Here is an 18,830-nt window from a genome sequence, read left to right as displayed (position 1 = left end):
CCGAATATTCCAGCCGAATTTCGTAATGAAAATGGGGGAACCATGTAATTGGGGTGAATTTCATTATTCCCGGAATAATGAATAGGGCGACCTGTGGAAATGCCCGAATCCGTCAGCTAACCTCGTAGGCTGTTGCACAGGAACCAGACCGAAAGGCACTGCGTTTTCCAGTGTCTTTTTTCGTTGATTTTTTTAAAGAAGGTGTCCGATTGAACGCTAAATTAAACTGGCTTACATTGTCTCCGCCCCAAATTCTCGTGCTTGGTTTTGCGGCCATCATCTTCATCGGGACCGGGCTGTTAATGCTGCCAATCTCGACGACGACGGGCGAACCGCTTGGATTTACTGACGCCTTGTTCACTTCGACCTCGGCAACGTGCGTAACGGGCCTGGTCGTAGTGGATACGGGAACGACATTCAGTTCCTTCGGAGAAGTCGTGATCATGCTGCTGATTCAAATCGGCGGGCTCGGATTCATGACGATGGCTACTTTATTCGCCTTGGTTCTGAAGAGACGCATATCGCTCAAAGACCGTCTAATCTTACAGGAAGCGATGAATCAGTCCTCGATGGAAGGTATCGTAAGGCTGATACGCAGAGTATTGCTGTACTCGCTCGTCATCGAGGCCTGCGGCGCAGTCCTTTTATCGGTTCGTTGGGCGTTTGATATGCCGTTGGGCCGGGCGATCTATTACGGTGTTTTTCATGCGGTGACGATGTTTAACAACGCCGGCTTCGATTTGTTTGGCGATTTTCGGAGTTTGACCGGGTATGTATACGATCCGGTAGTCAACTTCGTTGTGATGTTCTTGATTGTTTCCGGGGGCATTGGATTTATTGTGCTGTCCGATCTGATCGATTATCGAAAACAGCGGAGGCTCTCCCTGCACTCCAAGGTGGTGCTCACGATGACGGCTGCCTTGCTTGCGGTCGGATTTATCGTCATTCTCATATTTGAATTTACCAATCCGAGAACGCTGGGTTCCCTGAACTGGGGCGGAAAATTCTTCGGCGCGTTATTCCAATCCGTAACGCCGCGTACGGCGGGCGCGAATACTATAGATATTACGGGGCTCAGACAGGCAACGCAATTTTTTATCGTCATCCTGATGTTTATCGGAGCATCTCCAGGGTCAACCGGCGGCGGCATCAAAACCACGACCTTTACCATTATGGTAGGGGCGGTCATTGCGATGATGCGCGGGCGGGAAGACATCGTCATGTTCCGTTATCGCCTGGCCCAGGAGCGGGTGCTGAAGGCACTGACCATTGCCTTGCTGGCCCTGCTGCTCGTTCTAACCGTCTCGATGATTCTGTCGACGACAGAGGAAGGGGACTTCCTGGAGATTCTATTCGAAACGACATCCGCCTTCGGTACGGTAGGTCTCTCCATGGGCTTAACGCCCGATTTGACCGTGTTCGGCAAGATCCTGATCAGCCTTACGATGTTTGCGGGTCGATTGGGGCCTTTGACGCTTGCTTATGCACTGGGGCCGAAAAAGGGTAAAGAATTATATCGTCATCCGGAAGGCAAAATGATAATTGGATAAGGGGTATAGGAGAGACATGAAACCAAAGCAATTTGCAATCATCGGTTTGGGGCGATTTGGCGCCAGTCTGGCGCTGGAGCTGATGGAACAGGGATATGAGGTGCTCGGCATCGACCGGAACGAAGAGGTCGTCGAGGATATGAGCGAGCTGCTGACGCATACGGTGGTGGCGGACGCGACGGATGAGGAAGTGCTTAAATCGCTCGGCATCCGCAACTTCGACTGCGGAATCGTTGCGATCGGGAACGACATTCAGATGAGCATCCTCTCCGCCATCCTGTTGAAAGAGCTGGGTGTCGCGATGGTCGTTGCCAAGGCGATATCGGTGCTGCACGGCCGGGCGCTGGAGAAGCTTGGCGTGGACCGGGTCATCTTTCCCGAGCGGGATATGGGGATCCGGGTAGCGCACCAGCTCGTGACGCCAAACCTGCTTGATTATATCGAATTATCCAAGGATTATCTGATTGTGGAGATGACGGTCACGGACTGCATGGACGGAAAAACGCTGAGCGAGCTTAATACGAGGGTCCGGTACGGCGTCAGCGTGGTGGCGCTGAATAAACAGTCCGGCATTATCGTTGCTCCGACGGCCATGGACGTCGTGAACTCCGGCGATATTATGGTCGTCATCGGCTCCAATGACAACGTGGACCGCTTTGAGTCCGAAGTCGTGAATATGCTCGAAAAATAAATATAGTAGAAAAAAACTGACGATTGCGAAATATCGTCAGTTTTTTTTCGATTTATCTTCCTCCAGCTTGCGGAACAGGATCTCCGTTTCTTCGATCCAGCGGCTGGCCGCCTTGCTCAGCTCCGAGGCTTGACCGTAGATCAGCGAAGTCGTTCGCCGGGTTTCGATGAGTGCCGGAATATGAATGTCGACGAGCCCGTTATCGGACAGCAGCTGCGGCCTCAGATAGGATTTGGGCAGCAGCGCGGCCGCCTTGCAGGTCGGGATCAGCCTGACGATCGCTTCGAAGGAGTCGATCTCCATCCGGATATCGGGCATGATGCCCCAGCGGTGAAACAGATCGTCCGTCAGCTTGCGGTACCAGGTTCCGGTCGAAAATATGATCATCGGCAAGCCTTGAAGCTGTTCGATGCCCACATCCTCGATTTCCGCCAGCGGATGTGAAGACGGGATGACAAGCTCCAGATGGTCATCGAACAGCGGGATGCAGTTCAAGCCCGGCTGATTGATGGACGAAGCAACAATGCCGACATCCACCCGTTTATCCCTTACATAAGACACGATTTCGTGGGTCTTGCCGGTGATGAGCTTGATTTCGGCTGACGGATGACGTTCCATGAAGGCATTGACCAGCGGGGGCAGGGTGGTCTGCAGCGTGGTCAGACTGGCGCCCAGGTTAATCGAGATTTGGTCCCCTTCCCGGTAATGGGCCAAGGTCTGCAAGAATTTGATCTGCTGCTGGCGCTGCTCCAGGGCGAAGGTATACACAATCTGTCCGATGGAGGTAAGCTCCAGCCTTTTGCCGCGGCGGTTGAACAGCTGCAGTCCGAGCTGGTCCTCCAGTTTGGCTATTTTTCGGGACAGGGCCGGCTGTGACAGGTTGAGCAGCTTAGAGGCTTGATTGATGCTGGATTGCTCCACGACGACGGCGAACACGTCCAGTTCTTCGAACATGGAAATCCTCCTATTAAAATAGACATGCGTGCAAAACGTTGCTTATGCGTATAGATTATAACGATTAATAATTATATTGCAATTCCATTATAAGAAAAAAAGGAGTAACATGAAACATGACACAAGTTGTTCACACGATTGCTGAAATAGGCAACTTTTTGTCGTTGCAAGGCTTTTTGAACAACCTCTTTTAGGGCAGGGGAAGTGTAATTGTTCTGAAAATAGGAAAGATTGAAAATGAAAACGCTGTACATTGGAAAGGGGAACGTCAACTGATGAAAGGGTATTATTCCAGAAAGCTGCATTCTTTGCTCGGTGTCATACCGCTTGGGGCATTTTTGCTCAGCCATATGATTTCCAACTTTAAGGCTTTCGAGGGTGGAAAGGAAGGCTTCGCGAGCGCGGTGCATTTTTTGAACAGCATGCCGCTGATTTTTTTCCTCGAGCTGTTCCTGATCTGGCTGCCATTGCTATATCACGGCGTCTACGGGTTATACATCGCTTACCAGGCGAATAACAACGTGGGCAACTACAACTATGAACGGAACATCCGCTTCACCATCCAACGGATCACCGGCGTTATTACGTTCGTTTTTGTCATCTGGCATATGTACGATACGCGCTTCCAAATCATGATCGGCAAAATCACGCATGACGATTTGGGCGCCACGATGCACGGCATCATGAACAACCCGGTTCTGTTTATTCTGTACGTCATCGGCGTTGTTTCCGCTACCTTCCACTTCGCTAACGGCCTGTGGGCGTTCCTCGTCAGCTGGGGCATCACCGTCGGTCCGCGTGCGCAGAAGGTATCCACTTACATCTGCATGGGCTTGTTCGTATTGATGAGCGTGCTGTTCGTTCTTGCCATGACAGCATTCCGCGGTTCCGAATTCCAGGCGGCGACGGCAGCGATCGATCTAGTTAAGACAGTCTTAAGTTAAAGGGGAGTGAACGAAAAATGGCATCTAATATTATCGTAGTGGGCGGCGGCCTCGCCGGGCTGATGGCAACCATCAAAGCGGCGGAAGCAGGCGCTCACGTTCATCTATTTTCGCTTGTACCCGTTAAACGCTCTCACTCCGTGTGCGCGCAAGGCGGCATCAATGGAGCCGTAAATACGAAAGGTGAAGGTGACTCTCCTTGGGAGCACTTTGACGATACCGTTTACGGCGGCGACTTCCTTGCGAATCAGCCTCCGGTCAAAGCGATGTGCGAAGCGGCGCCGGGCATCATTCACTTGATGGACCGCATGGGCGTTATGTTTAACCGCACGCCGGAAGGCCTGCTCGATTTCCGCCGCTTCGGCGGAACGAAGCGCCACCGTACCGCGTTTGCCGGGGCGACCACCGGCCAGCAGCTGCTGTACGCGCTTGACGAGCAGGTTCGCCGCTGGGAAACCGCGGGTCTTGTGACCAAATACGAGAACTGGGAGTTCCTGAATGCGGTCATCGACGATGAAGGCGTATGCCGCGGTATTGCCGCCCAGGATCTGCGCTCCATGGAGATCAAGTCGTTCAAGGCTGAAGCCGTCATTCTCGCCAGCGGCGGTCCTGGCATTATTTTCGGAAAAACAACCAACTCGGTTATCAATACGGGAACAGCGGCCAGTGCCGTGTATCAGCAAGGCGTTCATTATGCGAACGGCGAGTTCATCCAGATTCACCCGACGGCCATTCCGGGCGACGACAAGCTCCGCTTGATGTCCGAGTCGGCACGCGGCGAAGGCGGACGGATTTGGACCTATAAAGACGGCAAGCCTTGGTATTTCCTCGAAGAGAAATACCCTGCTTACGGAAACCTGGTGCCGCGCGATATCGCTACGCGCGAAATCTTCTCCGTCTGCGTTGATATGGGACTCGGCATCAACGGCGAGAACATGGTTTACCTGGACCTCTCCCATAAGGATCCGAAAGAGCTGGACGTCAAGCTCGGCGGCATCATCGAAATCTATGAGAAATTCATGGGCGACGATCCGCGCAAAATCCCGATGAAAATCTTCCCGGCAGTCCATTACTCCATGGGCGGCATGTGGGTCGATTACAACCAAATGACCAACATTCCTGGGCTGTTCGCAGCCGGCGAATGCGAGTATCAATATCACGGCGCGAACCGTCTGGGAGCCAACTCCCTGGTATCCGCCATTTACGGCGGCATGGTGGCCGGACCGAAAGCGATCGAATACGTCAAAGGACTGAAGAAATCCGCAGAGGATGTAAACTCCACGGTATTTGACCGCGCAGCGAAAGAGCAAACCACCAAGTACGAAGGCCTGCTCAAGATGGAAGGAACCGAGAATGCTTACGTGATCCATAAAGAGCTCGGTGAATGGATGACCAACAACATGACGGTTGTTCGTTACAATGACAAGCTTGAAGCAACCATCGGCAAAATCAAGGAATTGAAGCAGCGTTACCGCAATATCAATATGACGGATACCTCCCGCTGGAACAACCAGGGCGTGGCGTTCACGCGTCAGCTGTGGAACATGCTGGAGCTGTCCGAGGCCATGACGCTGGGTGCGCTTCTCCGGAACGAAAGCCGGGGCGCTCACTACAAGCCGGAATTCCCGGATCGTAACGATGAAGACTTCCTCAAGACAACCAAAGCAACCTGGACGCCGGATGGACCACAGATTTCATATGAAGAAGTGGATGTTTCCTTAATCCCGCCGCGGATTCGCGACTATTCGAAAGACAAGTAAGAAGGAAGGGGGATTTACGATGTCTCAAACGGCAGCTGCCTCAAAGAGCGTTAAATTTATCATTACACGTCAGGACAATCCGGAGACGAATTCCTATACCGAGGAATTCGAAATTCCGTACCGTCCCGGCATGAACGTCATTAGTGCGCTGATGGAAATTCAGCGCAATCCCAAAAATGCGCAGGGCCAAACCACCGCCCCCGTATGCTGGGACTCCAACTGCCTGGAAGAAGTGTGCGGAGCTTGCTCCATGGTCATCAACGGGAAGCCGCGCCAAGCATGCGCGGCCTTGATCGATAAGCTGGAGCAGCCGATTCGGATTCAGCCGATGAAGACGTTCCCGGTCGTGAGAGACTTGGTGATCGACCGCAGCCGCATGTTCACGGCCCTCAAGCGCGTGAAAGCGTGGATTCCGATCGACGGCACCTATGACCTTGGTCCCGGCCCCAAAATGGCGGAGAAGAAGCGTCAGTGGGCTTACGAGCTGTCCAAATGCATGACCTGCGGCGTATGCCTGGAGGCTTGCCCGAACGTCAACGAAAAAACGGACTTTATCGGACCGGCCGCGATCTCCCAGGTTCGCTTGTTCAATGCTCACCCGACAGGCGAGATGAACAAGGAGGAGCGTTTGGAAGCGCTGATGCAGGACGGAGGCATCGAGGGCTGCGGCAACTCGCAGAACTGCGTGCGTTCTTGTCCGAAGGGCATTCCGCTGACAACGTCCATTGCGGAAATGAACAAGGATACGACCAAACACCTGTTTAAGCGCTGGCTTGGCGTTTAATCGGTTAACTTCAATACCAAGGCGTCTGACCGGGGCATGGGCTTCGGTACAGGCGCTTTTTGTTGTGTGCTATAATTTATGTGTTTTTATTATAGGATAGGAAATCTTCGAATTGAATCTGAGGTGAGTCACTTGATCATAGAAAGACCGATTACGATAAAGGATATTAGCGATGATTTGGCCGCTTTGGGCGTCCGGAAGGGCATGACCTTGCTCGTCCATTCTTCGCTCAAGAGTGTGGGCGGGTGGATCGTCGGCGGTCCGGAGGCCGTCATACTGGCACTCGAAGACGTGCTGGGGGAAGAAGGGACGCTGGTGATGCCGACCCAATCCGCGAACTTAACCGATCCAAAGACATGGGGAAATCCGCCGGCCGATCCAAAATGGTGGAATCTGATTCGCGAGGGCATGCCGCCCTATGATCCGGATCTGACGGTCACTTCGGGGATGGGGATCATTCCGGAAGTGTTCCGTAAACAAGAAGGGGTTATCCGAAGCGCTCATCCGCATGTGTCGTTTGCGGCACGCGGCAGGGAGGCCAGGGCCCTAATGCAATCCCATCCGCTGGACCATAGCTTAGGCGAAGCTTCTCCGCTGGCACGCTTGTATGAGGCGGGCGCGTACGTGCTTATTCTGGGCAGTGGTTATGGCAACAATACGTCGTTCCACCTCAGCGAATACCGCGCGAATTGGAAGGGCAAGGAGGCGGTCACCGCCCACGCGCCAGTCCGCAGGGTGCAGGGAGTGACAGTGTGGGAGGCGTTTCAGGATATCAACTATCATTCGGACGACTTCGAGGCATTAGGGGCTTCGTTCGAAGCGCAGTGCCCCGATGCGTATATCCATGGACGCGTAGGAAAGGCCGACTGCATATTGGCTGAACAGCGGGCCATGGTGGATTATGCCGTGTCGTGGATGGAGAAGAACCGTTAAATGTTAGCGGCGCATCGCACAAGCTTTCGGAATTACCGCAGGCGTGTGTTGGAGCCGACGCAGCACAAGATATCCAGACTTCGACCAGGACTAAAGTCAGCTCTTGCCAGCTGCCAAGCTGCCAATGACCTCCAGGTGCAGAGGTGCCGTTTCGAGGGTAATAGGACGTAATGGCACGGCCTGCAGGTTGCGGGCCTCAAGGAGGGACTAGAGATGTCTTGGTGGATGTGGCTGCTCAATTTGGCGGGCTTGCTGTCGTTGATCTATCTGTTTTACAGCATGGACAAGAAGTGGTCCAGCAGGCCTTTGCTGTTGGCGCCGCTGCTCATTTATGTCCTGATATCGGTCGAGGATTTGCTCGGCTGGATTGATCTCATGCATGTCGTACCCGGCGAAGGTGGCATGCGGGCCTTGATCCTGCTGTTTTCATTATGTTCCGTTATTTTCTATGTGCTGTATATCTTCGATAAGATTGCAGACTCTGTCCATCAGCATGTCGATATGAAAACGACCCTGGTTCGGATCAGCATGGCGGCGGGGATGTGCATTCTATTTTTCACGGTGGTGTATATGTCGATTTATAAGCTGTTCGGAGGCGTTTCCTTCGAAGGCGAGAACCTCGGTCAGGATTTGCTGAGCCAGTTCATTACCTTCCTGTATTTCAGCATGGCGACGTTTGTCACGGTCGGGTATGGCGATGTAGCCCCTGTCGATAATACGTCCCGGCTTGTCGTGGTGCTGGAGATTGCTTTCAGCTTCGTTACCGTTGCTTATGCGCTGTCCATGCTGGGGACGCTGCGCCGGATCTTTAAGCCCGGCGACGACGGACTGGAGACGGAAGGCGGCGAAGTGAAGACAAAGGGCAATATGCCGCATCGCAGAAAACATTCATCCAAGTGAAACAGGCGCGCCGACAACGGTGCGCCTTTATTAGTTATAGCTAACGGGGCAGGAAAGCGAAGGCTGGATGAAAGCTAAGGCTTCATCAGCTTTTTTAAAATGCCCAGCCCGTTCTTGGAAGGATAACGGAATTTAAAATCAAACCGGTTGGTTTGCTTAAGCACGCTTTTTCTATGGGAGAACGTATGGAAGCTGTATTCCCCGTGATACGAGCCGATCCCGCTCTCCCCGACGCCTCCGAACGGAAGGAAGGGGGTTGCGAGGTGCATCAGCGTGTCGTTGACGCAACCCCCGCCAAAAGAAACCGAGGAGAGCACGTAATCCTGTACATCTTCATTCTCGGTAAACAGGTAAAGCGCGAGCGGTTTGGGACGGGCTTGAATCGCTTGGACCGCCTCGTGCAGATCCTCATAAGTCAGGATCGGACACAGCGGGCCGAAGATTTCTTCCTCCATGATCGGCATATCCCAGGTGATATCGTCCAGCACGGCGGGCTCGATGAGCAATTTATCCCGCGACGTGCCCCCGCCGTGGCGGAGGGTTCCGTTGTCCAGAAAGTTGGAAAGCCGGTCAAAATGCTTCTCCGAAACGATGCGCCCATAATCGGGATTGGTTAACGGGTTCTCGCCGTAGAATGAAGTGATGGCATCTTTCAGGTGCGCGATGAACTTCTCTTTCACCTTGCTGTGCACGAGCACATAATCGGGAGCGACGCACGTCTGGCCTGCATTCGTAAACTTGCCGAATGCGATACGCGAAGCCGCCAGGGCAAGGGGCGCATCCTCGTGGACGATGCAAGGGCTCTTGCCCCCCAGCTCCAGCGTTACCGGTGTCAGCTGCTTGGCGGCGGCTTCCATGACGATTTTGCCGACGTGGGTGCTGCCGGTAAAAAAGACATAATCCAAAGGCTGCTCCAGCAGGCTCGTGCTAACCTCGGGTCCTCCCTCTACAGAAACCACGTATTCCGGCTCAAACGTCTCTTCCATGATGGCCGTAATGAGTGCGGATACATTAGGCGTCAGTTCGGATGGCTTCACAATGGCCGTGTTTCCGGCGGCCAAGGCTCCGATCAGCGGGGAGATGGCCAGCTGCCAAGGATAATTCCAGGGAGCGATAATCAGAACCGTCCCATAGGGCTCAGGATAGACCATTCCCTTGCTGCCCACATGCGTGAGCGCGGTTTTGACGCGCTGCGGCTTGGCCCAGCGCTTCAAATTCTTTATGATAAAGGAGAGCTCTTTGTAGACGATTCCGATCTCGGTCGTGAAGGCTTCCTGTTCACTCTTGTTCAGGTCCCTGCGCAGCGCCTCCATGATATCGTTCTCTCTGGCAATCAGGATTTGGCGCAGCTTGGTCAGCTGCTGGAGACGGAAATCCACTTCCTTGGTGATGTCTTTATGAAAAAAATGCCGCTGTGCCGAAACTATGGCTGCGATCGAATCGTTAACAGTCATACATAAACCCCTTTCTCTTGTTATTTCATGTATATGAATAAACATAAGAGCGTTAATACTTGAATTCTTTCATTATTATATAGGAGGATGTCCCCCTATGAGAAATCTATCCTCGGAGATGCCCCAGGGTACAGCCGGCGGCGAGGCGAAGCGAGAACTTAAACAGAAGAGGATGTCGCGCCGCCGATTTCTGAAGATCGGCGTTTCCGTCTTGGCCGCAGCTGGCCTTGCGGGCGGTGCTTATGCGTCGTTATGGGAGCCTCGTCAATTGGATATTACGAGACACACGCTAACGTTTCCTTCGCTGCCCAAGGCTTTTGATGGCATGAAGATCGTCCAGTTTAGCGATTTGCACCTGGGCTTTCATGCAGGGGCAGACAACGCGGCTCGTGTGGTGCAAGCCATTCATCATGAAAAACCGGATATGATCTGTTTTACGGGAGATATGGTGGACGGCAATGCGGAAGATATGAGGGCTGCCATTCAACCGCTCGCTCAGCTGAAAGCCCCGTTAGGCTTATTCTCTATATTAGGCAACCATGATTACGGGGACGTGAAGAAGCTGATTGCTCTGGAGGAGGAGGCCGGGTTTCAGGTGCTGCGCAACGACGCCGTGAAGCTTAGGCGGGAGGGTGCCGTCTTCGCCGTTGCGGGCTTGGACGATGGCATCTGGGGAACGCCGGATCCGGAAGCTGCCATTCGGGATCTGCCTGAAGGCATGTTCAAGCTGCTGCTGATGCACGAGCCGGATTATGCAGATACTGCGGCAGTCTATCCCTTTCATCTTCAGCTATCCGGACACAGCCACGGAGGACAGATCCGCCTGCCTTGGATGGGCGAGGTGATCACGCCGCCTGGAGCCAAACGTTACGTGCAGGGCCTGTACACCGTGGGTTCCCAAGGCATGCAGCTCTATGTAAACAGGGGAATCGGCACGACGCATCTGCCTTTTCGTTTCCTATGCAAGCCGGAGCTTACCGTGCTTACGCTGCGGTCCATGGTTTAAGCGAAAGCGGGATATGTAATCTGATATGTAATCTGAAAATTTCAAGTTGAAAGGATCACTAGGAATTTGTTACACAATTGAAATATACCTGTTATCAAACTCTAACAGCCGCGGGTTAAACTTATCACATGACCCCCTTTTGAGAATATATATTATGTTTCGGACCCGGTAACGGGTCCACTTTTTTTGCCCATTTTGCCGCCAATACCCATGTAAATGCAAAAAAACAGAAGGAGTACCCCGTTAAAGAGGTACGGGCACCTTCTGTTTTTGTTCGAAATAGACCCATTCCGTGTATCCGATTTCCTTAAGCACCTTGGCCACTTCGTCAAATTCATCTCCGACCCGGGACGGTTTGTGGGCATCGGAGCCGAAGGTGACCTCGACGCCGTGATGGTGCGCTACTTCCAATATGGCGTTCGACGGATACCAGCCGCCGCACAGCTTGGTTTTGCCGGACGTGTTGATTTCGATGGCAAGGCCCGATTCCGCAATGACTTTCAGTGTTTCCTCAATCGCTTCATCGGCTTTGATCTCGGAGAATAGCGGATAATTGCCCTTCATTGCATCCATATGTGCAATGATCTGGAACATTCCGCTTCGGGCGGATTGGCGGATCAGATTGAAGTATTCCTCTTTATCCGCAACCTGCTGCTGAGGCGTCAGCTTCTTCCAGCGGTTCTTGTTGAAGATGCTGACATCCCTGACGTGATGGATGGAGCCGATGATGTAGTCAAAAGGATAGGCCGATAACGCCTGCTGGTAAACCTGGGCATGGTTCGGGAAATAATCGGATTCGATGCCCAGCAGGACCTTGATTTTCCCCTCATATTCCCGCTTTAAGTCCAGAACCTCTTGCACGTAGGCCGCAAAGTCCGCTTTCGCCATGGAGATGGCCGGGAAGGGCTGTTCTTCCGGGCTTCCGAAGTATGGCGTATGGTCGGAGATCCCGATGACCTTTAAATCTGCTGCGATCGCAGCCTCGATGTAATCCCGGATATTGCCGTCGGCGTGGCCGCAGCGAAAGTGATGGGTATGCAGATCGAATTTCATATTGACCTCCTTCATGTCGCTTGATTGGTTATGGTTCTATGGGACGGTCGGCATTATTCACTGCTGATGAATTGGGTCTCGGGCATGCCCTTCAGATCGCTAAGGAATTGGCGCATGGCCGAGCTGACATAACGCCCGCTCTTATAGATTACGCCGACAGGGTGGCTGACTTCAAGCTCGCTTAGGGGAACGATCTGCAGGGTGCCGTTGCGCAGCTCCGTCGCGACGGACTGCTTCGAAATAATCGCTGCGCCCAGATTGATCTCGACCATCCGCTTGATTTCTTCGCTGCTGGACAGTTCCATGACTACCTGAGGATCGACGCCGTGCTTCTTCATGACTTCATCGGCGAAGCGGCGGCCGACGGTGTCGCGCGTTAGCAAAATAAGGGGGGTTCCGGCCAGCACATCCATGTTGGCCGTGGAAAGCTTGGCCAGCGGATGCTGGGGTGATACGACCAGCTCAAAGGTATCGTAATACAGAACGGATGTGCTTAAGTTGGGATTGCGCTCGATCAGATAGCCGATTCCGATGTCGATGAGCCCGTTCTCCACGCTGTGGTAGATTTGGGAAGAGGCCATGGATTGAATGGTTGTTTTTATGTGAGGGAATTGATCCTGGAAGTAGGAAAGTACCCGCGGCAGGATCTGAATCGCTATGGAAGTGGTTGTGCCCAGCTGGATATGACCCTGGGGGGTTTGATCAAGGTCGGACAGCCGCTGCTTCAACTCATCCACGATGCCGAGGATCTGCTCGGCATGATCCACGAAGACCTGGCCCCGGTCCGTTAACGTCACGGGTTGGCTCCGGTCCACCAGCACCGTCTTAAATTCTTCTTCCAGGCTCTTGATCTGGGCGGATACCGCCGGTTGTGTCAGATTAAGAAGCTCTCCCGCTTTGCGAAAGCTCATCGTTTTGGAGATGGTAATAAGCGTTTCCAATTGGCTGATGTTCATAGCCTTCCTCCTTCTTGATATATTCTTCCGCTCATCTATCGCGTGCAACCTGTATGTTATAAATTATAGGTTATTCTCCCCGGTGGAGCAACGAAGGGAGCAAACCGGATGGTTTTCGGCCGAAAAAGATGAAAAACATTTTTATTTTCATTTTAATTATTATTAAAAGATGGGGAAACCATCCGATAATAGTAAAGTAGACATAGAAAAAAGGTGAGACCTAAGGCCCGTTTAAGCGAAAGGAATATCTTCGTACTAAAGCGTTTCAAGCGATAGCTGACATTGTAAGACAGTGGTCGGAATGAGTGCTGTCGCTATTTTGTGATGATTTATTACAAGGTATCCATTATAATGTTTAAATATATAGGTGGGACTTTGGGACCCTGACCAACAACCCAGTGAAAGGGGCGTAATGAGGAATGAAAGCGGAAGTCATCAATCCTTTTTTAGAGTCCGCACGACACGTTATCGAACAAGTCATACAGGTTTCACCCTCCACGGGGAATCTTGGGGTCAAAGAGATCGGATATATGGAGAATCATATCTGGATCCAAATCGGCATGACAGGCCAAATGAACGGTGACATCGTATTTGGAATTCAGGAGCAGGTAGCGCTGCAGATGGTATCGGTGATGATGGGCGGCTATGTCATTACCGAAATGGATGAGATGGGGCAAAGCGCGATTTCAGAGCTCGGCAACATGATCAGCGGCAATGCCAGCACCATTTTATCGAACCAGGGCGTCAGCGTGGATATCACACCTCCCAAGGTAATGAAGTCGGATAGCACCTCTAGTCTTATTCAGAAGAAGGCGCTATGTATTCCGCTTCGAATGGAAGGAATCGGAGAGCTGGATATTCAAGTCATGATTTCATAAAATAGAAGTAATGAACCCAATTCCGTGCGTAAAGCTGCTCTATGGATATTTTAGAATGGAGGGCTGCGCCGGTGAGGAAAGGGATAATGAAATCATGCTGAATCATAAAGTTGTAGTTGTTACGGGAGCATCCAGCGGAATCGGTGCCTTGATCGCGGAGAAGCTCTCCGCTCAGGGGGCTTACGTTGTTCTGTGCGCCCGTTCGGCCGATCGTCTGCAGGAGGTAGGTGCGCGTTTATCCGGTCCCCACGAGCTGGCAACCATGGATGTTCAGAACTCTGATCAGGTATCGTCTGTCATGGAGGCCGTATTTCATCGGCACGGCAGAATCGATGTGCTGATTAACAACGCCGGATACGGCAAGTTTGAAAGTATTATGGACATGCCACAGGAAGAGTTTCAGGATATGATGGACGTCAACTATATGGGCATTGTACGCTGTACGCAAGCGGTGCTGCCGGGCATGCTGAAGCAAGGGGACGGTCAAATCGTCAACATTGCATCCATGGCGGGGAAGATCGGAACGGCCAAATCCACGGCTTATTCGGCTACCAAGCATGCCGTGCTAGGGTTCAGCAATTCACTCCGCCAGGAGCTGCGGAACACGGGCATAACCGTATCGACCGTAAACCCCGGGCCGATCGATACGCCGTTCTTTTCCTTGGCCGATCCGACCGGCGGGTATGTCAAGAATGTAAGCTGGTTCATGATGAAGGCGGATTATGTTGCGGATCAGGTAGTAAAGCTGGTTCATAAACGCAAGGAAGAACTGAATCTTCCGAGACTGGCCTCCTTTGGCATAAGGCTGTATCAGCTGTTTCCGCGGTTTGCAGACCGTGTGTCTTACAAATGGATGAATAAGAAATGAGGACTATGCGCGCTACAAAGCTTCCGTTTCAGCTATAAGGTCCTGAAGCAGCGCAGTGGCTTGTTTTGTTTTTTCTGTATCCGATGAGAGCAGCGTGATCACTTGGTCCAGGCGTTCCTTGTAATTCGCCGGTTTGCGGGAGAAGGTCTCGATCATGGCCACCGCACGCTTCTCATTGATACAGTACATTTCATTTTTGGCAAAGAGCACTTGGTTCAAGCACGAAATGGAGCGGAAGCAGTGACCTGTAACATACGTGATGTCATCGCTGGAAGCCGTTTTATTCGCCAACATCAAAGAGAAAGATGCCTCGAAAGTGAAATAGCCGATCATCGCATCCTGCAGAGGCTTCGGATAGGGAGACGTTTTGGCTTTCAGAGTCTGTATGCGGTTATCCGAGTCCCATAATATGCGGCAGATCGCAATTTCCCCCATGTACATTACATTCAGATAGGCATGCGGATGTCCGGTTTGGTAATGCGCGGACACCTTTCCTGCCGAACAGTCGTCGATGATGCTAGACACGCGGTGCACATCCCGGAATAAGAAATCCACATGATACCCCTCGATCACTAACCATCCGCCCCCGTTAACCCAGGCTCCCCATTCGCCCAATGAAGTGATAATCCCGTCCCGATGCTCATCATCTAATTTCTTCGCGATTTTGGCGATGTCCTCCACCTTGAAACCTTGGGCTTCATCATAATAAATGCCGATATCGATATCGGAATCCGGTCTGGCGGTTCCTTTGGCCCTGGATCCCCCGAGAACGACTCCTGTAACGCCGGGTACCCCGCGAAGCTCTTCCGTTATCCGCTCAATTAAGTGATCCACTTGTGAAGTCATGCATATTCTCTCCTTCATTTCTCCCAACTGGGATTGAGTTGTCCTTATGTATACCTTAATCTCATGGATTCAATTTTCTCCCGGGTCCATTGAACCGCTTCGGCTGGCGAGGTGATGACTGCCTCCTCTCCGAGACGCCACACATAGTCCGCATAAAAGTTGACGTCGGTTGCCGGTATTTCAAGCCGAACGACGCCGCTGCCGTCCGTGTTCCGATGGATATGGGGACCGAGCCGTGTATCCGTCTCAAGCAGCCAGACCCCTTTGGAAGTTAATTCTACCTCAAAAAACTTCATCTCGACATCCCCGATCCCGGGCATGTCCTGCAGCGTTTGGCTCGCGATATCTTCACGGATCGATAAGGATTCATTGGGGCTGGCCGCCGTCATCCGGTCTACCCTGAATTGCCTGATGTCCTCTTGCGTAAAACAGTAGGCGGGACAATACCAGTACCCCGAGCTTGCATACAGCCCGATCGGCTGAATATGCCGCTGGCTGCTTCCGGCGGAAGAACGATAGGAGATCGTGACCGCTTGCCGGACCATGACGGCTTGCATTAACGTTTGTAAAATATCGGCCGACATCGGCCGGAACGGGCTGTGAATCATGACGCGATCCTTAAGACGTTCGATTTGCTCCTTAATATCTGCCGGCAAGTAATGATAGAACTTATGGAGCGCCGTGGCGGCTCCCTCACCGAAGGGCAGCGTACTGAAGTAGCTCAGGGATTGGCAGGCAAAAAAGACGGCAATCGCTTCGCTTTCCGTGAAACTGATCGGTGGCAGCATCCGTTCCTGCAGCAATCTGTAGCCGCCGCCTCGTCCTTGCACAGAGTAAATGGGGACGCCGAGCCCGCTCAGCTCATCCAGATCTCTTGATATCGTTCGAACGGAGAGTCCGAATTCGTCGGCCAGCTCTCTTACGGTAAACGACTTTTTTGCATTGATCATCATCATTAATTGAATCAGGCGCTGCGATTTCTGCATTACGAACCCCCAGTCTCTTGATTATTTATTTTATCTTATTCTCTAAATAAGACAACATTTGTCTTATTTAACGGATATGATGTTCTCAAGCAGCAAGGGTTCCATTGAATCCTTGGAACAGAGGTACATTATGAAAGGGGAATATGCATGACTAAACAACAAAAAATGATGCAGGAAGAACTGGGGTTTGTTTTTTTACATGGGGCCGGAATGAACGGAGGCGTGTGGGATATCGTTGCGGAAGGACTGGGCTATCCGTGTTTGAAGGTTGATTACCCGTCGCGGGAAGAGGCTGCAGGGATGCCCGGGCATCATTTGACGCTGGAGGATTATGTAACCCATATGGCGGAGCAGGTGAGAAGATGGGATACGGACAAGTTCGTCCTTGTGGCGCATTCCCTGGGCGGGGTGTTGGCCATGGAGCTGGCTGCCAGGTTATCCGAACGGGTAGCCGGATTCGTTGCCATCGGTGCCGCCATACCTAAGAGCGGCGGTTCGTTTGTTTCGGCGCTTCCGTTTCCCCAGAGGATCATCATGCCGGTTTTATTAAAAATGGCCGGAACGAAGCCGCCTGAATCCGTGATCCGCAAGGGGCTGTGCAGCGATTTGCCGGAGGAGCAGGCCTCCCGCATCGCAGCAGAGTTCATCCCGGAATCCCGTAGGGTCTATACGGATCGCGTTCAAGCATCCGCACCCCAAGTGCCTAAGCTTTACGTGAAGCTCACCCAAGACAAGGAGTTCGGAGAATCCTTGCAAGAGCGCATGGCAGCCAATCTGTCGGCGGACAGGGTGGAGAGCCTCAGCACCGGCCATCTGCCGATGCTGAGCGATCCCCTTGGTGTCCGGCGGATTCTGGAAGGCTTCGTTGGCCAAGTGAAAACAAGCCGTGAATCAGCTATCTCATCATAATCTGATCCCGTCTCGGGCCGACGGAGATCGTCTTGACGGGTACGCCAATGGACGATTCAATAAACTGCACGTATCGCTGCGCGGCTTCCGGGAGCTCGTCGAAGGAGCGGATGTGCGACAGGTCGCATTTCCAGCCCTTCAGCGTTCGCAGGACAGGCTTTGCGGAATGCAGATCGGCCGTTACCGGAAAATGGTCAATGATGCTTCCATCCTCTAATTCATAGCCGACGCATACCGGAATGTCATCCAGATACCCCAGTACGTCAAGGTTGGTGAGAACGGCTTCGGTAGCTCCCTGAATCATGCAGCCGTAACGGGTGGCTACCGTATCAAACCATCCCATTCGTCTTGGCCGGCCGGTCGTAACTCCGTATTCGCCTGCATCGCCGCCAAGGCGGCGGAGTTCATCCGCCTCATCCCCATGCAGTTCGGTCACGAAGGGGCCTGCGCCGACGCAGCTTGAGTATGCTTTAACAACGGCAATGACTTGGCTGATAGCGTACGGCGGAAGTCCTGCCCCGACCGGTGCATAGCCTGCCAGCGTGGAGGAGGAGGTGGAAAACGGGTAGATCCCGTGATCCGGGTCGCGCAGGGCTCCTAACTGGCCCTCCACAAGGATCGGATCGCCTTTCATATAAGCTTGCTGCAGCAGCGTGGTCGTATCCTGAATATACGGGGACAGGAACTGGAAGGGCTCCAATAGCTGCTTGACCATCTCATCAACGTTCAGCGGGTCCCTTCCGTAAAGATGCTGCAGCTGCACATTCTTGATGTCAAGCATCTGCTCGAGCCGTTCACGAAGCCGATCGGGGTGTAACAGATCAGCGACCTGAATGCCCAGCTTGGCATATTTATCCGCGTAGAAGGGCGCGATTCCGCGTTTCGTGGAACCGAATCCCCGGGCGCCGAGCCGTTCTTCCTCGAGTTCATCCAGCAGCCGATGAATGGGAAGCACGACCTGGGCGCGCTCGGATATAAACAGCTTCGGAGCGGGAACGTGTCTGGCTTCCAGTTCCTGAAGCTCCCCGATCAAAACCTCCATATCCAAAGCCGTTCCCGGACCGATGATATTCGTTACGTTTGGATAGAATACACCCGATGGCAGCATATGCAGCGAAAATTTCCCGTAATCGTTGATAATGGTATGCCCCGCGTTACTCCCTCCCTGAAATCGAACGACATACGACGATTGCGCCGCAAGAACATCCGTCATTTTACCTTTGCCTTCATCTCCCCAATTGGCTCCTACAATGGCTGTGACTGTCAAAACATGTTCGCCTCCTACGATCATTTTCTTGTACATGGCTCATTATATGAGCTGCTTGATTATAAATAAAATTGATATTTGTAATAGTAGA

Annotated in this window: 18 protein-coding genes and 1 riboswitch; of the genes, 11 read left to right on the top strand and 7 right to left on the bottom strand. The window is 52.6% G+C overall.

Annotation, left to right across the window (positions count from 1 at the left end):
• Position 1: 1 nt before the first annotated feature.
• Positions 2–146, top strand: a riboswitch (cyclic di-AMP (ydaO/yuaA leader).
• A gap of 63 nt (positions 147–209) precedes the next feature.
• Both MHH82_RS27745 and MHH82_RS27740 read left to right on the top strand, forming a co-directional pair.
• Positions 210–1,550, top strand: a complete 1,341-nt coding sequence (locus tag MHH82_RS27745) for a TrkH family potassium uptake protein (RefSeq protein WP_015737407.1) — start codon at positions 210–212, stop codon at positions 1,548–1,550.
• Positions 1,551–1,566: 16 nt separating this feature from the next.
• Positions 1,567–2,241, top strand: a complete 675-nt coding sequence (locus tag MHH82_RS27740; protein WP_009592874.1) for a potassium channel family protein — start codon at positions 1,567–1,569, stop codon at positions 2,239–2,241.
• Positions 2,242–2,277: 36 nt separating this feature from the next.
• Here the strand turns inward: MHH82_RS27740 and MHH82_RS27735 are convergent, their stop codons facing one another.
• Positions 2,278–3,195, bottom strand: a complete 918-nt coding sequence (locus tag MHH82_RS27735) for a LysR family transcriptional regulator (protein ID WP_015737406.1) — start codon at positions 3,193–3,195, stop codon at positions 2,278–2,280.
• A gap of 275 nt (positions 3,196–3,470) precedes the next feature.
• On the opposite strand from MHH82_RS27735, the gene MHH82_RS27730 reads away from it, so the two are divergent.
• The 5 genes from MHH82_RS27730 (at position 3,471) to MHH82_RS27710 (ending at position 8,516) form a co-directional block, all read left to right on the top strand.
• Complete coding sequence (locus tag MHH82_RS27730) at positions 3,471–4,139, top strand: succinate dehydrogenase cytochrome b558 subunit (protein ID WP_145040738.1); 669 nt, start codon at positions 3,471–3,473, stop codon at positions 4,137–4,139.
• Positions 4,140–4,156: 17 nt separating this feature from the next.
• A complete protein-coding gene (gene sdhA / locus MHH82_RS27725) occupies positions 4,157–5,899 on the top strand; it encodes a succinate dehydrogenase flavoprotein subunit (RefSeq protein WP_340968851.1) in 1,743 nt (580 codons plus the stop codon).
• A 19-nt stretch (positions 5,900–5,918) separates the two neighbouring features.
• Positions 5,919–6,683, top strand: a complete 765-nt coding sequence (gene sdhB / locus MHH82_RS27720; protein ID WP_015737403.1) for a succinate dehydrogenase iron-sulfur subunit — start codon at positions 5,919–5,921, stop codon at positions 6,681–6,683.
• A gap of 132 nt (positions 6,684–6,815) precedes the next feature.
• Positions 6,816–7,616 carry an aminoglycoside N(3)-acetyltransferase gene (locus MHH82_RS27715; RefSeq protein WP_015737402.1) on the top strand — a complete coding sequence of 267 codons (801 nt, stop codon included), beginning with the start codon at positions 6,816–6,818 and terminating at the stop codon, positions 7,614–7,616.
• Between the two features lie 213 nt (positions 7,617–7,829).
• Positions 7,830–8,516 (top strand): potassium channel family protein, encoded by a 687-nt coding sequence (locus tag MHH82_RS27710; protein WP_015737401.1) that lies wholly within the window; start codon positions 7,830–7,832, stop codon positions 8,514–8,516.
• 74 nt (positions 8,517–8,590) lie between these two features.
• Here the strand turns inward: MHH82_RS27710 and MHH82_RS27705 are convergent, their stop codons facing one another.
• On the bottom strand, positions 8,591–9,970 hold the full coding sequence (locus tag MHH82_RS27705) for an aldehyde dehydrogenase (RefSeq protein WP_340968849.1): 1,380 nt from the start codon (positions 9,968–9,970) through the stop codon (positions 8,591–8,593).
• A gap of 97 nt (positions 9,971–10,067) precedes the next feature.
• On the opposite strand from MHH82_RS27705, the gene MHH82_RS27700 reads away from it, so the two are divergent.
• Entirely contained in the window at positions 10,068–10,976 is a 909-nt protein-coding gene (locus MHH82_RS27700) for a metallophosphoesterase (protein ID WP_036665082.1), read from the top strand.
• 243 nt (positions 10,977–11,219) lie between these two features.
• On the opposite strand, the gene MHH82_RS27695 is transcribed toward MHH82_RS27700, so the two are convergent.
• Together MHH82_RS27695 and MHH82_RS27690 are read right to left on the bottom strand one after the other, a co-directional pair.
• Entirely contained in the window at positions 11,220–12,029 is an 810-nt protein-coding gene (locus MHH82_RS27695) for a histidinol-phosphatase (protein ID WP_090908850.1), read from the bottom strand.
• A 53-nt stretch (positions 12,030–12,082) separates the two neighbouring features.
• Positions 12,083–12,985: a LysR family transcriptional regulator gene (locus MHH82_RS27690; protein WP_009593067.1), complete on the bottom strand. Its 903-nt coding sequence runs from the start codon at positions 12,983–12,985 to the stop codon at positions 12,083–12,085.
• 419 nt (positions 12,986–13,404) lie between these two features.
• On the opposite strand from MHH82_RS27690, the gene MHH82_RS27685 reads away from it, so the two are divergent.
• A complete protein-coding gene (locus MHH82_RS27685) occupies positions 13,405–13,863 on the top strand; it encodes a chemotaxis protein CheX (protein ID WP_009593072.1) in 459 nt (152 codons plus the stop codon).
• Positions 13,864–13,957: 94 nt separating this feature from the next.
• Positions 13,958–14,731, top strand: coding sequence for an SDR family NAD(P)-dependent oxidoreductase (locus tag MHH82_RS27680; protein ID WP_313958358.1), 774 nt, complete (start codon positions 13,958–13,960; stop codon positions 14,729–14,731).
• Between the two features lie 12 nt (positions 14,732–14,743).
• Here MHH82_RS27680 and MHH82_RS27675 read toward each other — a convergent pair whose 3' ends face one another.
• On the bottom strand, positions 14,744–15,577 hold the full coding sequence (locus tag MHH82_RS27675; protein WP_015737396.1) for a nucleotidyltransferase domain-containing protein: 834 nt from the start codon (positions 15,575–15,577) through the stop codon (positions 14,744–14,746).
• A gap of 44 nt (positions 15,578–15,621) precedes the next feature.
• On the bottom strand, positions 15,622–16,563 hold the full coding sequence (locus MHH82_RS27670; RefSeq protein ID WP_015737395.1) for a helix-turn-helix transcriptional regulator: 942 nt from the start codon (positions 16,561–16,563) through the stop codon (positions 15,622–15,624).
• A gap of 147 nt (positions 16,564–16,710) precedes the next feature.
• Here MHH82_RS27670 and MHH82_RS27665 point away from each other — a divergent pair, with 147 nt between their 5' ends.
• The gene (locus MHH82_RS27665; protein ID WP_015737394.1) at positions 16,711–17,472 is read left to right on the top strand and encodes an alpha/beta fold hydrolase; all 762 of its coding nucleotides are present in this window, start codon (positions 16,711–16,713) and stop codon (positions 17,470–17,472) included.
• Here the strand turns inward: MHH82_RS27665 and MHH82_RS27660 are convergent.
• Positions 17,459–18,739, bottom strand: a complete 1,281-nt coding sequence (locus MHH82_RS27660; RefSeq protein ID WP_340968845.1) for an adenylosuccinate synthase — start codon at positions 18,737–18,739, stop codon at positions 17,459–17,461. The two genes, MHH82_RS27665 and MHH82_RS27660, sit on opposite strands and share 14 nt — an antisense overlap.
• Positions 18,740–18,830: the final 91 nt, after the last annotated feature.

Source organism: Bacillus sp. FSL K6-6540 (genome assembly GCF_038007545.1).
The sequence above is the reverse complement of the archived record's forward strand: the minus strand, read 5'-3'. Positions and strand labels throughout refer to the sequence as shown.

Coding starts and splice junctions, on each gene's coding strand:
- MHH82_RS27695 (WP_090908850.1), bottom strand. CDS start 12,029: ATGAAATTCGATCTGCATACCCATCACTTTCGCTGCGGCCACGCCGAC.
- MHH82_RS27675 (WP_015737396.1), bottom strand. CDS start 15,577: ATGACTTCACAAGTGGATCACTTAATTGAGCGGATAACGGAAGAGCTT.
- sdhA (WP_340968851.1), top strand. CDS start 4,157: ATGGCATCTAATATTATCGTAGTGGGCGGCGGCCTCGCCGGGCTGATG.
- MHH82_RS27670 (WP_015737395.1), bottom strand. CDS start 16,563: ATGCAGAAATCGCAGCGCCTGATTCAATTAATGATGATGATCAATGCA.
- MHH82_RS27700 (WP_036665082.1), top strand. CDS start 10,068: ATGAGAAATCTATCCTCGGAGATGCCCCAGGGTACAGCCGGCGGCGAG.
- MHH82_RS27690 (WP_009593067.1), bottom strand. CDS start 12,985: ATGAACATCAGCCAATTGGAAACGCTTATTACCATCTCCAAAACGATG.
- MHH82_RS27735 (WP_015737406.1), bottom strand. CDS start 3,195: ATGTTCGAAGAACTGGACGTGTTCGCCGTCGTCGTGGAGCAATCCAGC.
- MHH82_RS27680 (WP_313958358.1), top strand. CDS start 13,958: ATGCTGAATCATAAAGTTGTAGTTGTTACGGGAGCATCCAGCGGAATC.
- sdhB (WP_015737403.1), top strand. CDS start 5,919: ATGTCTCAAACGGCAGCTGCCTCAAAGAGCGTTAAATTTATCATTACA.
- MHH82_RS27710 (WP_015737401.1), top strand. CDS start 7,830: ATGTCTTGGTGGATGTGGCTGCTCAATTTGGCGGGCTTGCTGTCGTTG.
- MHH82_RS27685 (WP_009593072.1), top strand. CDS start 13,405: ATGAAAGCGGAAGTCATCAATCCTTTTTTAGAGTCCGCACGACACGTT.
- MHH82_RS27730 (WP_145040738.1), top strand. CDS start 3,471: ATGAAAGGGTATTATTCCAGAAAGCTGCATTCTTTGCTCGGTGTCATA.
- MHH82_RS27665 (WP_015737394.1), top strand. CDS start 16,711: ATGACTAAACAACAAAAAATGATGCAGGAAGAACTGGGGTTTGTTTTT.
- MHH82_RS27740 (WP_009592874.1), top strand. CDS start 1,567: ATGAAACCAAAGCAATTTGCAATCATCGGTTTGGGGCGATTTGGCGCC.
- MHH82_RS27705 (WP_340968849.1), bottom strand. CDS start 9,970: ATGACTGTTAACGATTCGATCGCAGCCATAGTTTCGGCACAGCGGCAT.